The sequence below is a fragment of the Cupriavidus sp. 8B genome (genome assembly GCF_054589115.1).
This window is the reverse complement of record NZ_BAAILO010000234.1, coordinates 14562-28598: the sequence shown is the minus strand read 5'-3', so window position 1 is coordinate 28598 and position 14037 is coordinate 14562. Positions and strand designations below refer to the sequence as shown.

The 14037-nt window shown below is 66.7% G+C and carries 14 protein-coding genes and 1 pseudogene; 11 read left to right on the top strand and 4 right to left on the bottom strand.

Annotation, left to right across the window (positions count from 1 at the left end; translation table 11 throughout):
- Positions 1 to 16: 16 nt before the first annotated feature.
- Complete coding sequence (locus ACYP5B_RS22365; RefSeq protein WP_459571134.1) at positions 17 to 1489, top strand: MFS transporter; 1473 nt, start codon at positions 17 to 19, stop codon at positions 1487 to 1489.
- A 74-nt stretch (positions 1490 to 1563) separates the two neighbouring features.
- Here the strand turns inward: ACYP5B_RS22365 and ACYP5B_RS22360 are convergent, their stop codons facing one another.
- Positions 1564 to 2337 carry a BON domain-containing protein gene (locus tag ACYP5B_RS22360; protein WP_400096072.1) on the bottom strand — a complete coding sequence of 258 codons (774 nt, stop codon included), beginning with the start codon at positions 2335 to 2337 and terminating at the stop codon, positions 1564 to 1566.
- 333 nt (positions 2338 to 2670) lie between these two features.
- On the opposite strand from ACYP5B_RS22360, the gene ACYP5B_RS22355 reads away from it, so the two are divergent.
- Together ACYP5B_RS22355 and ACYP5B_RS22350 are read left to right on the top strand one after the other, a co-directional pair.
- Entirely contained in the window at positions 2671 to 3747 is a 1077-nt protein-coding gene (locus tag ACYP5B_RS22355) for a methyltransferase (RefSeq protein WP_459571133.1), read from the top strand.
- A 34-nt stretch (positions 3748 to 3781) separates the two neighbouring features.
- Positions 3782 to 4249, top strand: coding sequence for a ferritin-like domain-containing protein (locus ACYP5B_RS22350; RefSeq protein ID WP_318234119.1), 468 nt, complete (start codon positions 3782 to 3784; stop codon positions 4247 to 4249).
- A 26-nt stretch (positions 4250 to 4275) separates the two neighbouring features.
- Here ACYP5B_RS22350 and ACYP5B_RS22345 read toward each other — a convergent pair whose 3' ends face one another.
- A complete protein-coding gene (locus tag ACYP5B_RS22345) occupies positions 4276 to 5100 on the bottom strand; it encodes a FadR/GntR family transcriptional regulator (RefSeq protein ID WP_459571132.1) in 825 nt (274 codons plus the stop codon).
- Between the two features lie 219 nt (positions 5101 to 5319).
- On the opposite strand from ACYP5B_RS22345, the gene ACYP5B_RS22340 reads away from it, so the two are divergent.
- The 3 genes and pseudogenes from ACYP5B_RS22340 to ACYP5B_RS22330 all read left to right on the top strand — a co-directional run bounded on the left by ACYP5B_RS22340 (position 5320) and on the right by ACYP5B_RS22330 (position 7531).
- Complete coding sequence (locus ACYP5B_RS22340) at positions 5320 to 6300, top strand: 2-hydroxyacid dehydrogenase (protein WP_459571131.1); 981 nt, start codon at positions 5320 to 5322, stop codon at positions 6298 to 6300.
- 135 nt (positions 6301 to 6435) lie between these two features.
- Positions 6436 to 6584: pseudogene (locus tag ACYP5B_RS22335) on the top strand (aldehyde dehydrogenase family protein); the annotation flags it as partial.
- Positions 6585 to 6643: 59 nt separating this feature from the next.
- A complete protein-coding gene (locus tag ACYP5B_RS22330; protein WP_400096076.1) occupies positions 6644 to 7531 on the top strand; it encodes an NAD(P)-dependent oxidoreductase in 888 nt (295 codons plus the stop codon).
- A 7-nt stretch (positions 7532 to 7538) separates the two neighbouring features.
- On the opposite strand, the gene ACYP5B_RS22325 is transcribed toward ACYP5B_RS22330, so the two are convergent.
- A complete protein-coding gene (locus tag ACYP5B_RS22325) occupies positions 7539 to 8258 on the bottom strand; it encodes a Crp/Fnr family transcriptional regulator (protein WP_318234115.1) in 720 nt (239 codons plus the stop codon).
- Positions 8259 to 8618: 360 nt separating this feature from the next.
- Here ACYP5B_RS22325 and ACYP5B_RS22320 point away from each other — a divergent pair, with 360 nt between their 5' ends.
- From ACYP5B_RS22320 to ACYP5B_RS22310, 3 genes are all read left to right on the top strand, one after another.
- The gene (locus ACYP5B_RS22320) at positions 8619 to 8894 is read left to right on the top strand and encodes a hypothetical protein (protein ID WP_400096077.1); all 276 of its coding nucleotides are present in this window, start codon (positions 8619 to 8621) and stop codon (positions 8892 to 8894) included.
- 257 nt (positions 8895 to 9151) lie between these two features.
- On the top strand, positions 9152 to 9670 hold the full coding sequence (locus ACYP5B_RS22315; protein ID WP_459571130.1) for a hypothetical protein: 519 nt from the start codon (positions 9152 to 9154) through the stop codon (positions 9668 to 9670).
- 396 nt (positions 9671 to 10066) lie between these two features.
- Complete coding sequence (locus ACYP5B_RS22310; RefSeq protein WP_459571129.1) at positions 10067 to 11431, top strand: TAXI family TRAP transporter solute-binding subunit; 1365 nt, start codon at positions 10067 to 10069, stop codon at positions 11429 to 11431.
- Positions 11432 to 11445: 14 nt separating this feature from the next.
- Here the strand turns inward: ACYP5B_RS22310 and ACYP5B_RS22305 are convergent, their stop codons facing one another.
- A complete protein-coding gene (locus ACYP5B_RS22305) occupies positions 11446 to 12336 on the bottom strand; it encodes a LysR substrate-binding domain-containing protein (protein ID WP_318234111.1) in 891 nt (296 codons plus the stop codon).
- A 232-nt stretch (positions 12337 to 12568) separates the two neighbouring features.
- Between ACYP5B_RS22305 and ACYP5B_RS22300 the strand changes: the two genes are divergently transcribed.
- Both ACYP5B_RS22300 and ACYP5B_RS22295 read left to right on the top strand, forming a co-directional pair.
- Positions 12569 to 13120, top strand: coding sequence for a carboxymuconolactone decarboxylase family protein (locus ACYP5B_RS22300; RefSeq protein ID WP_459571128.1), 552 nt, complete (start codon positions 12569 to 12571; stop codon positions 13118 to 13120).
- Between the two features lie 59 nt (positions 13121 to 13179).
- Positions 13180 to 13980 (top strand): SDR family NAD(P)-dependent oxidoreductase, encoded by an 801-nt coding sequence (locus tag ACYP5B_RS22295; RefSeq protein WP_400096081.1) that lies wholly within the window; start codon positions 13180 to 13182, stop codon positions 13978 to 13980.
- Positions 13981 to 14037: the final 57 nt, after the last annotated feature.

The following is a 14037-nucleotide window of genomic DNA, read 5'->3' as shown; positions in this document are numbered from 1 at the left end:
GCCAAGGACTCCTGCCATGACCTCCTCGAGCCTGGACCGCGCCGAGAGCGCTCCTGTCCCGCACCACGTCGCCGCATCGTCCCCGACCGCCATGGACCGCCTGGCCCTGCTGGTGATGCTGAGCGGCACCTTCATGGTGGTGATGGACTTCTTTATCGTGAACGTGGCTCTGCCGGCCATCCAGCGCGAGTTGCACGCCAGCGCCGGCGCGCTGCAGTTCGTGGTGGCGGGCTATGGCCTGGCCAATGCCGCCGGGCTGATCACCGGCGGGCGGCTGGGCGACATGCTTGGGCGGCGCCGCATGTTCATGCTGGGCCTGTTGCTGTTCGCGCTTGCTTCCGCCGCTTGCGGGCTTGCCCCGTCCGCGCCCGTGCTGGTAGCGGCGCGCGTGGCGCAGGGCCTGGCGGGCGCGCTGCTCCAGCCGCAGGTGCTGGCCATGCTCTCGCTCACCTACACCGGCCCGGCGCGCGCGCGGGCCTTCGCCGCGTACGGTCTCACGCTGGGCCTGGCAGCGCTGCTGGGCCAGCTGGTGGGCGGCGGGCTGATCCGGGCCGATCTGGGCGGGCTGGGCTGGCGCACTTGCTTCCTGATCAACGTGCCGGTGGCATTGATTGCCCTGCCGCTGGCGCCACGCGTGTTGCGCGCGTCGCCGGCCACCAGGGGCAGCAAGCCGGACGTGCCCGGCATGGCGCTGTTGGCGGCGGCACTGGGCGCGCTGGTGTGGCCACTGGTGGAAGGCAGGCAGCAAGGCTGGCCGCCGGCCGCACTGCTTACGCTGGCCATGGCGCCCGTGTTGATCGCCATGTTCGCCTGGCATCAGCGCCGGCTGCATGCGCGCGGCGGGCAGCCGCTGGTCAGCCCGGCGCTGTTCGCCGCACCGGGCTTTGCGCGCGGCCTGGCCGTGACGGTAGCCTTCTACGCCGGCAATGCCTCGTTCTACTTCGTGCTGGCCCTCTACCTGCAAGACGGCCTTGGCCTGAGCCCGCTGCAAGGCGGCGGCGCGTTCACGATGCTGGCGCTGGGCTTCTTTGCCACTTCACTGGCCGCGCCGCGCATCACCGCCCGCCTGGGGCGCTCATCCATCGCTTATGGCGCCATGCTGCTGGCGGCGGGCCACTGGCTGCAACTGGCGAACACGCTGCTGCCATGGCAGGCGCAAAGCACCGGCTCGCTGGCAGTGTTGCTGATCCTGCTGTTGGTAGAGGGCGCGGGCATCGGCATGGTGATGGCGCCGCTGGCCTGCGCCGTGCTGGCGGGGACGGCGCAACACCATGCAGGCGTGGCCGCCGGCGTGCTCGCCACGGTGCAGCAGGTAGGCAATTCGGTTGGCGTAGCGCTGGTCGGGAACCTGTTCTACGCGCGGCTGGAAGGCGCCGGCGCAGCGCATGGCTACGGCAGCGCCTTTGCCTCGTGCCTGGGATGCCTGCTGGGCCTTGCGCTGCTTGTCACCCACCTGTGTCGCGGGCGGCGGCTGGCCGCGGCCCCGTAGGCCGCACCAGCGGCGCTCGCTTGGGGCGCCGCTGACTGCCATCGCTGGCGGGGACATGGGACTGCTCGGTGCGGTTACTCCGACGCCAGCACGCCGTAGGGGCGCACGCGGATCTGGTTGATCACCTCCGAGACGCCATACACGTCATCGGCGACATCCTCGATCGCGTATTTCACGTGCCGCTGGGTCACCGTGCCTTCCAGGGTGACCACGCCGCTGCTCACCGACACGCTCACTTCGCTGACATCCAGTTCGTGATCCGTGGCAAGGCGGTCGCAGACATCCTCGCGAATGCGTTCATCGGAGCGCATGTAGCCCTTGGGACCCGTGCGACGGCCGCGAGCGTAGTCGCCGCGCTCCGCGTTCGGGAGTCCGGGATTGCCGCGAGCCAGCCCCTGCTGGGCCGCGCGGTATCCATCCGCATAGCCGCTGGAATAGCCGCTGACATAGCCGCGCCCGCCGGGCGCGCCGTCTGCCTCGTTGGAGGCAGATGCGCCGGCCACGCCGTAGCCTTCGCCGGCTCGCTCGTTGCCACTCTCCTGCCCCCAAGGCCGTCGCGATCCGGCGGCTGCGCCGGGCCCCCGGAACCGGGCTTGCGGATAGCGCGACTCATAGCGCGCGATCTCTTCTTCGCCGCGGCGCCAGCTATCGTCGCCGCGATCGCCCGAGAACCAGGCGGGCCGGCTGCGCTCGCCTGCGAGCTGCCGCTCGCGCATGGCGCCGGCCCGGTGCTCGTTGCGGGTGCCGTATGTGTTGCTTGCAACGTACGCGGGGTCGTCATCGCCGAGTTCATCGCGGTTGCCGCGCACGTACCGTTCCCGGCCGTATTCGTCTGTCCAATTGCCCATTGCCGTCTCCATGCTGGTTCCACGAAGGATGCGGGAGCACCCTTCAAGCGTATGGGAAGACGGGCGCAAATTCCGTACCGGATACCGGCGACAATTGCCGAAAGCACGGTGGAGCAACGCCTGGCGGGACTGCGCACGGAGACCACGGGCCAGGGCATAGGGGATTGGCGCCGCGCGCCGCGTGTGCGCCTTACCGGGCCTTGTAAATTGGCGCAATGCCGCCAGAATCGGCTGGATTTCGCCTCTTCCGGCATCTAGAGTTACCAGCATCCTTCCCTATGCCCCGGCGCCCGGGTATCGAGGTACGCGCCGGCGGCGGCGACGAGGTGACTTATGCAGAACGGAAAAGACATCGCCCGCGACGCCACACCCGCCAGCCCGTGGCAGGTGCCGGACCTGACGCCAGAGCGGGTGTTGCAGCTCGGGATGGGCTTCTGGGCCGCCAAGACCCTGCTCAGCGCGGTCGAGCTTGGTGTGTTCACGCATCTGGCGAAAGCGCCGCAACCAGCTGGTGCCCTGGCCGCAGACCTTGGCCTGCATCCACGCGGCGCGGTAGATTTCCTCGATGCGCTGGTGGCCCTGCACCTGCTCGAGCGCGAAGACGCCGAGACGCCCAGCCGGTACAGCAACACGCCCGACACTGACCTCTTCCTGGACAAGGCAAAGCCCAGCTACGTAGGCGGCCTGCTGGAGATGGCCAATGCGCGCCTGTACCCAAGCTGGGGACGGCTGACCGACTCGCTGTGCTCCGGGCTGCCCCAGAGCGGGGCCGACGAGCACGGCGACCTCTTTGCCGCGATCTATCGGGACGAACAAGGCCTGCGCGGCTTCCTGCAGGCCATGACCGGCGTCAGCCTGGCCGCCGCCCAGGCGATGGCGCGCAAATTCCCTTGGGCGGAGTGCCAGACCTTTGTCGACATCGGCACAGCGCAAGGCGCCCTGCCGGTACAGATCGCGCTGGCCCACCCGCACCTGCGCGGTGGCGGCTTCGACCTGCCGGCGGTTGGCCCGGTCTTCGAGGAATACATTGCCTCGCACGGCCTGCAGGATCGGTTGCGCTTTTATGCCGGCGATTTCTTCAGCGACCCCTGCCCGCAGGCAGACGTGCTTGTGATGGGCCATATCCTGCACGACTGGGATCTCGAGCAGAAGCTCTACCTGCTGGAAAAGTGCCACGCGGCGCTGCCCGCCGGCGGACGCCTGATCGTCTACGACGCGATGATCGACGACGCGCGCAGGCAGAACGTGTTTGGCTTGCTGATGAGCCTGAACATGCTGATCGAAACCCCGGGCGGCTTTGATTACACCGGGGCGCAGTGTTGCGCGTGGGCCAGGCAAGTGGGCTTTGCGCAGGCGCGGGTGGAACCGCTCACCGGGCCGGACTCCATGATGATTGCGACCCGCCAATGACGTAGCAACGCCAACCCATCGGAGGGAACGTGCCATGGCTGAGATCGAAAAGGAACAAGTGGTTAGCGTGCTGAACCGGATCCTCGAAGCCGAGCTTGCGGGGGTGGTCCGCTATACCCATTACTCGTTGCTCGTGTTCGGCTTCGGCCGCATCCCGATCGTTTCCTGGCTGCGCGAGCAGGCCAATGAATCACTGCTGCATGCCCAGCAGGCGGGGGAATGGATTACCACGCTAGGCGCGTATCCGTCGCTGGCCATCGGCAAGCTGCTCGACAGCCACACTTTCGATACCGCCGCCATGCTGCGTGAATCGCTGGAAGCGGAAAACGCTGCCCTCGCACTGTATCGCCAGTTGCTGACGCTGGTGGAGGACCGCTCCGTGGCACTGGAGGAGTTCGCGCGCCAGATGATCCAGATCGAGGAACTGCATGCCGGGGAGGTCGACAAGATGCTGCGCAAGCCGGGGCAGACTGCCGCCTTTGCGCCGCCGCCAAAAGCCTGACGCGCGTGGTGCGCGGCCGGCTTGCGTCAACGCCGTGCGGAAGGCCGGCGCAGCACTTCGCCCAGGCCCGCGCGCGCCAGGCGCTGCGCGGCTTCGCGGCTGTTGCCGGTCCAGAAGCTCTGGTCGGCTTCGCCGATGCGGTCCGCTGTATTCTTCATGTGCAAGAAGGCGGCCTTGCGCGCCGCCTCCGGGTCGCGCGCCTGGATGGCCGCGCACATGGCTTCGTGCTCAGCGCGTACCTGCGCGGCCAGGTCGGTGCGCCGCGCCTCGTTGCCACGCGTGACGCGGATGGCATCCTGCAGCGCGCGCGTGAGCAGGCCGAGCAACTCGGTGTAATGCGGATTGCCGGTGGCGCGGGACACGGCCATATGGAATTCCAGGTCCTCCTCCACGCCGTCGCCGCCCGCGGCAACGGCCCGGTCGATCGCCTTCAGCGCGCGGCGGATCTGCGTCATCTCGGCCCCGCTGCGGCGCTCCGCCGCCAGCGCGGCCATCTCGGCCTCGATGCCGCGGCGCAACTCGATGATGCGGAGCACGCCCCGCGCGGGGTTGTCATCGCTGGGCCCGAGCCGGAAGGCTTCGCTGGTCTTGGGGTCCAGCACCACGGTGCCGCTGCCCTGCCGGGTTTCAACCAGGCCTTCGGATTTCAGCCGGGAGATTGCTTCACGCACCACGGTACGGCTCACGCCGTATGCTTCGGTCATGAACTTCTCGGTGGGCAGGCGTGCATTGACCGGATAGGTGCCTTTGCGAATCTGCCCCGCCAGCAGCTCGGTGATGCGATCCGCCAGGGTCAGCTCGCCAGCCGGCTTTTTCGGCGCTGCCGCGTTCTTCACGGTGTCTGTGCGCATTCGGGCTCCATACTTGGGATGCAGGATGTTCTGAAGTTGGTGATGAGACTCGTCTGATGGCGATCATAGCACTGCGAACAAATTTGCTTGACAAACTCATAGTATAAATTTGTAATACAACTTAACGCCCACGGAACGGGCCCTGCAAGCGCCGTAGCAAGCCGGCAAGGTCTGCCAGTCGAGGCCAAAGGAGACGCAAAGAGCATGCTGCCAGCAGCAATGAGTACAACCTCCGCCATCCTCACCGAACAGGCTTACCTGTGCCGGCGTTTCACCCCGGCGGTGGAGGCTGAACTCGGCAGGCGCTACGCGCTGTGCCTGAACGCCGATGACGCGATCCTGGCGCCAGCGCAAATCGCGGAGCAGGCCGAAGGGGCCAACGTGGTCTTCGTGACGGCCACCGAGATCGTCGACGCCAGCCTGATGCGCGCGCTGCGCCCCACCCTGCATACCATCGCCACGCTCTCGGTCGGGCATGACCACATCGACCTGGCCGCGGCCCGCAAGCTCGGCATCCGCGTGCTGCACACGCCCGACGTGCTCAGCGACGCCTGCGCCGAGATCGCGCTCCTGCTGCTGCTCAACGCCTGCCGCCGTGGCTTCGAGGCCGACCGCATGGTGCGCAGCGGCCAGTGGCCGGGCTGGGCGCCCACGCAACTGCTGGGCAAGGGCCTGGTCGGGCGCCGCCTCGGCATCTTCGGCATGGGCCGGATCGGCCGCGCCATCGCCACCCGCGCGCGCGGCTTCGGCCTGAGGATCCATTATCACAACCGCAGCCGCCTGGCGCCGGAACTGGAAGACGGCGCCGTCTACCATGACACCCTGGAAAGCCTGCTGGGCAACGCCGATATCCTGATGATCGCCGCGCCCGGCACGCCCCAGCTCAAGGGCGTGTTCGATCGCCGCCGCCTGGCCCTGCTGCCGGCCCGGGCCGTGGTCATCAACATCTCGCGCGGCGACCTGGTAGACGATGGCGCGCTGATCGAAGCGCTGCAAAGCGGCCAGGTATTCGCCGCCGGGCTCGACGTCTTTGCCAACGAGCCCAAGCTCGATCCCCGCTACCGCACGCTCGACAACGTCTTCCTCACCCCGCACATCGGCAGCGCCACGTTCGAGACCCGCGACGCCATGGGCTGGCTGCTGATCGACGGCCTGGAAGCGCTGGGCCGTGGCGAGGTGCCAACCAACCTGCTGGCCTGACTGGCCGTTCTTTCCCCTTCGATACGGCGCGCGCCCGCCGGGAGTTCCACCTGATGAAGATCACACGCACCTCGCTGTTGCGCCAGCAATGCCACCTCAACGGCCAGTGGGTGGACGCCGCCAACGGCGAAACCCCTGAACGAAGGCATCATCTCCACCGAGGTGGCCCGTTTGGCGGCGTAAAGGAATCCGGCGTTGGCCGCGAGGGCTCCAAGTACGGCATCGAGGACTACCTGGAAATCAAGTACATCTGCGCCGGCGGCCTTGGCGGCAAGCGCGGCTGAGCCACGCACCCGCGCTCAGATAATCGCACCGCGGAAAAAAACACAAGAACGGAGACGACATGAAAACAATCGGCATGATCGGCATTGGCATGATGGGCCATGGCATCGCCACCAACATCGCCAAGCACGGCCACCCGCTGGTGCTGCTCGACCATCCCGGCAACCAGCCGGTCGACAACCTGCTGGCCGCCGGCGCCACCACGGCCGCCACGCCGGCCGAGCTAGCGCGCGCGGTCGATATCGTGATCCTGTGCGTCACAGGCACGCCGGAAGTGGAGGATGTGCTGTTCCGCCCGGACGGCGTGCTTGCCGGCTTGCGCCAGGGCGCCGTGGTGATCGACTGCTCCACCGCCATCCCCTCCTCCACGGAGCGCATCGCCGCGGCGGTGGCCAAGGCCGGCGGACGCTTCCTCGACGCGCCCATGACGCGCACGCCCAAGGAAGCCGCGGAAGGCCGCCTCAACCTGATCGTCGGCGGCGACCGCGCCTTGTTCGAGCAATGCCGGCCATTGCTGGCCTGCTTCGCGGAAAACATCGTGCACGCCGGGCCCGCCGGCTCGGGCCACAGGCTCAAGCTGCTGCACAATTTTGTCTCGCTGGGCTTCTCAGCCGTGCTGGCGGAGGCCGCCGCCTGCGCCGAACGCTCCGACGTAGACCCGGCCGTGCTGGTGGAGGTGCTGGCCAAGGGCGGCGGAGACGGCGTGATCCTCAACCGCCTGCGCCCCTACATCGAGTCGCAGGACAAGTCCGGCTTCCGCTTCTCGATTGCCAACGCGCTCAAGGACATGGGCTACTACACCACGATGGCGCAGGAGCTCGGCGCCGCGCGGGCCACGGCGGAGGCGGTGCGGGATACCTACGAGCGCGCCAGCCACACCCCGCGGCCGCAGCCGACGGTGCCGGAGCTGATTTCGATCCTGGCAGACGAAGCCGGCAAGGCGGGCTGATCCTCGCTCAGATCGCCCGCAGGTCGGGCAGCAGGCGATCGCACTCGCGCTTCACCACGGCATAGCATTCGCACACGCGCTGCTCCAGCCCTGGCCGGTCGAGCACTTCGATATGACCGTGGTGGTAGCGAATCAGGCTGGCATTCTGCAGTTTCAGCGCCGCCTCCGTCACGCCCGATCGTCGTACGCCGAGCATGTTGGCGATCAGCTCCTGCGTCATCTTCAATTTGTTGCTTGGCAAGCGGTCCATGCTGAGCAACAGCCAGCGGCAAAGCTGCTGTTCGATGGAATGATGCCGGTTGCACACAGCGGTCTGCGCCATTTGCGTGATCAGCGCCTGCGTATAGCGCAGCAATAGCCGCTGCATGGGGCCGGCGCGATTGAATTCCGCCTTCATCGCGGCGCTGTCAAGCCGATAGGCGGTGCCGGCGCTTTGCACGATGGCGCGGCTCGGCGTGGTTTCGCCCCCCATGAACAGCGCAATCCCGACCATGCCTTCGTTGCCGACGATGGCGATCTCGGCCGATGCACCGTTTTCCATCACGTAGAGCAACGATATGATCGACGTGGTTGGAAAATACACATGATTGAGCCGGTCGCCAGACTCGTAGATCACCTGCCCCAGCGGCAAATCCACCAGCACCAGCAGCGGCGCCAGGCGCGCCCATTCCTCTTCCGGCAACACCGCCAACAGATGGTTGGCTCTCGCGTCTTCCTGCGTCTGCATGGGTGTGCCTCGTAGGTTCAGGACCTGCCTCTTGCCGGCAGCTGCCATGGCAAATGAGGGTCAGGACCGCTATCTGAGCCACAGTGTAAACCAGCCGCATGACGCGCTTATCGAAGCCACCAAACCCGGGTAGCGAGCGCTCGCCCCTTGCCCCGCCCCATAAAAAGAGAACCCTGCTTGCACGCTAGCGTACCGACTTGCCGTAGGCGCCCGCCTAAGATGCCCTCAGATGTCGATCGGCCAGATGCCATAGGGTCGCAAGGCCGCATCACAGCCAATGTATGCCTCTCCCTCCCCTTGGGGCATGCGGTAATTAGTGGCGCTCAACCCACTTGGCAGGGGAAACGATTTGGAGGGCACATGCAAGTCCAAGGTAATGGTCACAGTGTGATCGTCTATCCCGACATGATCGGTGGATGGTACTTCGCGGAAGTCAACGGGAAAGCCGTCTACCGCTTCGGGCCGTTCGAATCGCACAAGTTCGTCAGAGAGCTGGTCGTGGTGTTGTTCCCGAAGATCCCGGTTCTTGAGCTGGTAGAGCCGTCTCCAGAAATGGATGACAGCGCCCTGATGATCCTGGGCAATGGGGAACGGGTATCACAAGTCACAGAAGAGCAGGAGACTGCCAGGCAGTAGACGCGGCTGCGACCGGGCAGAGGTCGTGCAGCCGACCGGCGATGGCGGCAAACGCAAGCCAACGCTGAACGCAATTCCTTTCATGCCCTCGGCCTTCGGGCCGAGGGCTTTTTTTTCATGGCGCGACCCGCCAGCTTCCGCGTCCGCCATCGTACCGACTTGCCTGCGAATCCGTGCCACTCTCGACTCGTAGCGGCCCCGCATCGCGGGCCCTCGCCGCGTGGCCAGGGCAACGCTACGGCTACCGAGGTGACATCATGCGCAGCGTTCTGGTTTTCCGGCTTAGCGGCATCGCTGCCGCTAGAAGCATTCAATCGACATTGCTTGCGTTGCCTGTTGCCCCAGTGCATATCGGCGGCCCCTGGTTTATCCAGCGCGACGACCAGCCCATGGAAGGGTTGCCCCGTGCCGCGGCCAGCCAAACAACGTATCGCGAGGAATGGACGATAGCGGGCGTTTTATGCGGAGCCGCGCTGGCCGTCATTGCAACTTTGCATCTTGGCACCTCAGCCGGCACCTTTGCCAGTGTGCTGGCCTGCGTGGCCAGCGGGTCCCTCGGCGGCTTGTTCGGCGGGTGGCTCGCGGGCCGGCTTGGCGCACACATCCGGCGAGGCAAGGTCGCCCGGGAACGCGCGCGGCTTGCGCAAGGCGAAATGCTGCTGGTCGCAAGCTGCGCCAAGGACGCGAGGGATTCCGTCAAACTCATGATCAATGAGCTGGGCGGCGTGAGCGTTGAGGAACACAGTGACGTCATGCCGGGTTTCCGGTGGGCATGAAACACTGCGAATGACCGTTGCAGCGCATCACGCCTGCGGCGTGGTATCGATAGGAGCATGTCATGCGAACTCGTCTCATTATTTGCGCTGCTGCGCTCGCGCTCACCCAAACGGGGTGCTTGTGGGTACCCGGTGGCGAAGGCCGGTCCGGTGGGGACGGTGGGTATCGCGGTGCAGACCGGCATGACAGCCGTCCGTACAACGAATGGAACAACGACCATCGCTCTGGCGATCGCGGGCAGATGAACGGCGCGGAGCGCACCGGCGATAGCCGGGGGCGCGACTACTCTCCGAGAAACGGCTGGATGCAATGACATTGCCGGATAGCACGCGTGGAAAATGCGGCACACCGCGGGTGCTATCATCCAACGGCCCTATCCCCCCGCAATCGCGCCGATGACGCCGGACCCCACACCAGACAAGCCCACTCCCGCCAACGCGCTCCCTGATATCCGCCGCCTGCGCGCCCGCTTTGTCGCCATTTCCTGGCGCGACCTGGCCGTGTCCTTCGGCCCCGTGCTGGTCTTTGCCCTGGCAGCCATCTGGCTCGCCGTCTGGCTGGTGCAGCCGGCGCCGCCGAGCACCATCTCCATCAGCGCGGGCCCCAAGGGCAGCTCCTTCTACAACGCCGCCGAGAAGTACGCGAAGATCCTTGCGCGCAATGGCATCACGCTGAATGTGCTGGCCTCGGAAGGCTCCCGCCAGAACGTGCAGCGGCTGGCCGATCGCAAGCAGGACGTTGGCCTGGCGCTGGTGCAAGGCGGTGTCTCCAGCGATGTGGACACCGAGGGCCTGGTCTCGCTGGGCAGCATGTTCTACGCGCCCATCACGGTGCTGTACCGCGGCAAGGAACAGCACAAACTATCCGACTTCCGCAAGTCGCGCATCGCGATCGGCCGTGAAGGCAGCGGTGCCCGCGCGCTGGCGCTGACGCTGCTCAAGGAAAACGGCATCGAGCCCGGCGGCAGCGCCGAGCTCATCGCGTTTGACGGCGACGACGCCGCGCAGGCGCTGGTCGACGGCAAGATCGACGTGGCCATGCTGACCGGCGATTCCGCCACCGGCCCGATCATGCGCAAGCTGTTTCGCATGCCGGGCATCCGCCTGCTGGATTTCGCGCAGGCCGATGCTTATACGCGGCGCTTCCTCTATCTGCAGGAGCTGGTGTTGCCCGCCGGCGTATTCGATCTGGGTAAGAATCTCCCCGTGCACCCGATCCGCCTGATCGGCCCGACGGTGGAACTGGTGGCGCGCGACTCGCTGCATCCCGCCCTGTCCGACCTGCTGATCGAGGCCGCGCGCGAGGTCCACGGCAAGGCCGGGCTGCTGCAGAACGCCGGGCAGTTTCCCTCGGCCAGCGCGCATGAATTCCCGCTGAGCGACGACGCCACGCGCTACTACGCATCGGGCAAGGGCTTCCTCTACCGCCACCTGCCCTTCTGGCTGGCGAGCCTGCTCTCCCGTGCGCTGGTGCTGGTGCCGATTATCGTGATCCTGATTCCGGCCTTCCGGCTGGTGCCCTCGCTCTACAGGTGGCGGGTCAAGTCCCGCATCTATCGCTGGTATGGCGCCTTGATCGAAATCGAGCGCGTGGCGCTGGTGAACCCCTCGGAGGAAGAAAAGGCCGCCCTGGCCCAGCGCCTCGACCACATCGAAGACGCGGTCAACAAGATGAAGATGCCGCTCGCCTACGCCGACCAGTTCTATGTGCTGCGCGAGCATATCGTCTTTGTGCGCCGCAGGCTGACGGGCGCGCTCTGAGCTGGCGGGCGGCGCTACTTCCCCGCCGGCACGCCTAGCAGCCCCAGCGCCCGCGCCAGCACAGGCGACTGGTTGTCGGGATGCCAGATCACCGAATACTCCGCCTGCGCCTGTGCCGGCGCCCCCGCCAGCGGCTTGAGCACCACGCCGGGCAACGCCGCGCGCCCCAGCGTGCGCGGCACCAACGATACGCCCCGCCCCAGCGCCACCAGGCTCACCACGGACAGCAGGTGCCTGGCGTAGTGCCGGATATTGGGGCTGAAGCCCGACTGCAGGCAGGTGGAGACGACCAGGTCGAAGTAGCCCGGCGCGCTCTCGCGCGGAATCACGATGAAGGGCTCTTCCACCAACTCCGCGGGATCCACCCGCCGCTTGCCCGCCAGCCGGTGCGTGGCCGGCAGCGCGGCAACCAGCGGCGTGCGCGCCACCAGGTGCGCGCTCATCTCGGCGGCGCCCGTCTGCACCTGGGCAAAGCCGAGGTCGATGCGGTCATGGCGCAAGGCCTCGACCTGCTCGGACGAGCCCATCTCCTCCCACACCGTCTCCACGCCGGCCAGGTCGCGCTCCAGCCGCGCGAAGAGTTTTTCGATGCCGATGTAGATCACCGCGGCCACGAAGCCGATGCGCAAGGTGCCGGTCTCGCCGTGCTCGGCGCGCCGCACCACCTGCATGGCCACCTCGGCCTGGCTGAGTATCCGCCGCGCTTCCTGGACCAGCGCGCTGCCGGCCGGCGTGAGCCGCACGCTGCGCTTGTTGCGATCGAACAGCATCACACCGAGCTGGGCCTCGAGCTGCTGGATATGCTTGGTCAGCGGCGGCTGGGAGATGCGCAGGCGCTCGGCAGCGCGGCCAAAGTGCAGTTCCTCGGCCAGGGCCAGGAACATCCGCAGGTCTCGCAATTCCATCAAACGTCTCGCGTCGGGATAAGGGGCCAGTAATTCTAATTTGGAATTAGTCTGTTCCAAAAAATATATTGGACGATGCCATGCCGCGCTACGCACAATGCATGCAGCATCGCAATGCACCGCACCAGAACGTACAACAACAATGATACGGAGGCAAAGTCCTGCCTGCCCGGCAGCTCGTCGTCCGTACGTGCGTACACGACGGTCCACGTACCTCCCAACGAGCGCCACCATGACAAGACTTGCCCCTCTAGCCCCCGCCGACATGACGCCCGAGCAGCGCGCCGTGCACGACACCATTGTGGCCGGCCCGCGCGGTCAGGTACGCGGCCCGCTGGCGGTCTGGCTGCATCGCCCCAAGCTGGCCGCCACCGCGCAGGCACTGGGCCAGTACTGCCGCTATGACTCGTCGCTGCCCACGCGCCTGTCCGAGCTCGCCATCCTGGTCATGGGCGAGTTCTGGGGCGCGGAGTTCGAATGGTGGGCCCACAAGCCACTGGCACTCAAGGCCGGAATCACCGCCGAGGTGGTGGAAGCCATCCGCACAGGCCAGGCGCCGCAGTTCGCGCACGACGACGAGGCCGTGGTCTACGCCGTGATGCGCGCCCTCAACCAGGAACGCAAGATCCCCGCCCCGCTCTACCAGCAAGCCGTGAGCTTACTGGGCCAGGACAGCGTGATCGACCTGGTCGGCCTGGCCGGCTACTACACCTTGATCTCCATGACGATCAACGCCTTCGAGGTCATGCCGCCCGAGGGCACCCCGCCGGAACTCGGCGCCTGAGCGCTGCCTGCATCCACCGCCCCCCACACGAACAATCGCCACACAAGGAACGTCAGATCATGTCGCAAAGACTGCAAGGAAAAGTCGTCATCGTCACCGGCGCGGGCTGCGTCGGCCCCGGCTGGGGCAATGGCCGCGCGGTAGCGGTACGCTTTGCCGAGGAAGGCGCCAAGGTGTTCGCCGTGGACAAGAGCGCCCACGCCATGGAAGAAACCCTGGCCCGGGTCCGCGCGGTACAAGGCGAGGTTGAGCCCTACACCTGCGACATGACCAGCGCCGCCGAGGTAGAGGCCATGGTCAAGGCCTGCGTGGCGCGCTTCGGGCGCGTGGACATCCTCGTCAACAACGTGGGTGGCTCGGCGCGCGGCGGCCCGGTGGACCTGAGCGAGGCGGACTGGGACAAGCAACTGGATTTCAACCTCAAGAGCGTCTACCTGGCTTGCAAGCACGTGCTGCCGCTGATGGAGAACCAGGGCGGCGGCGCCATCGTCAACACCGCCTCCACCTCCGGCATCCGCTGGACGGGCGCGGCGCAGGTGGGCTATGCATCGGCGAAAGCGGCCGTCATCCAGTTCTCGCGCGTGGTGGCGGTGGAATATGCCAAGAAGAAGGTGCGCGTCAATACGGTCATCCCCGGGCAGATGCATACGCCCATGGTGGAGGCCCGCCTGGCCGGCCAGCGCGCCGGGGGTGACGTCGAAGCGCTGCTGGCACAGCGTGTGGCGCGCATCCCCCTGGGTTTCATGGGCGATGGCCGCGACACCGCCAATGCGGCGCTGTTCCTGGCGTCCGACGAGGCGCGCTTCATCACCGGCACGGAGATCGTGGTCGATGGCGGCATGAGCGTGCGCTGCGACTAGGACCAGGCGGCGGCGTTCGCCGCAAGTCATCACCGATAAGAACACCACAGGAGACTG

What these genes read in the sequence shown, in the direction of transcription:
- ACYP5B_RS22300 (WP_459571128.1), top strand. Translation starts at nt 12,569, where the DNA reads ATGACAAGACTTGCCCCTCTAGCCCCCGCCGACATGACGCCCGAGCAG.
- ACYP5B_RS22340 (WP_459571131.1), top strand. Translation starts at nt 5,320, where the DNA reads ATGAGTACAACCTCCGCCATCCTCACCGAACAGGCTTACCTGTGCCGG.
- ACYP5B_RS22345 (WP_459571132.1), bottom strand. Translation starts at nt 5,100, where the DNA reads ATGCGCACAGACACCGTGAAGAACGCGGCAGCGCCGAAAAAGCCGGCT.
- ACYP5B_RS22320 (WP_400096077.1), top strand. Translation starts at nt 8,619, where the DNA reads ATGCAAGTCCAAGGTAATGGTCACAGTGTGATCGTCTATCCCGACATG.
- ACYP5B_RS22330 (WP_400096076.1), top strand. Translation starts at nt 6,644, where the DNA reads ATGAAAACAATCGGCATGATCGGCATTGGCATGATGGGCCATGGCATC.
- ACYP5B_RS22325 (WP_318234115.1), bottom strand. Translation starts at nt 8,258, where the DNA reads ATGCAGACGCAGGAAGACGCGAGAGCCAACCATCTGTTGGCGGTGTTG.
- ACYP5B_RS22355 (WP_459571133.1), top strand. Translation starts at nt 2,671, where the DNA reads ATGCAGAACGGAAAAGACATCGCCCGCGACGCCACACCCGCCAGCCCG.
- ACYP5B_RS22360 (WP_400096072.1), bottom strand. Translation starts at nt 2,337, where the DNA reads ATGGGCAATTGGACAGACGAATACGGCCGGGAACGGTACGTGCGCGGC.
- ACYP5B_RS22295 (WP_400096081.1), top strand. Translation starts at nt 13,180, where the DNA reads ATGTCGCAAAGACTGCAAGGAAAAGTCGTCATCGTCACCGGCGCGGGC.
- ACYP5B_RS22315 (WP_459571130.1), top strand. Translation starts at nt 9,152, where the DNA reads ATGCGCAGCGTTCTGGTTTTCCGGCTTAGCGGCATCGCTGCCGCTAGA.
- ACYP5B_RS22350 (WP_318234119.1), top strand. Translation starts at nt 3,782, where the DNA reads ATGGCTGAGATCGAAAAGGAACAAGTGGTTAGCGTGCTGAACCGGATC.
- ACYP5B_RS22310 (WP_459571129.1), top strand. Translation starts at nt 10,067, where the DNA reads ATGACGCCGGACCCCACACCAGACAAGCCCACTCCCGCCAACGCGCTC.
- ACYP5B_RS22305 (WP_318234111.1), bottom strand. Translation starts at nt 12,336, where the DNA reads ATGGAATTGCGAGACCTGCGGATGTTCCTGGCCCTGGCCGAGGAACTG.
- ACYP5B_RS22365 (WP_459571134.1), top strand. Translation starts at nt 17, where the DNA reads ATGACCTCCTCGAGCCTGGACCGCGCCGAGAGCGCTCCTGTCCCGCAC.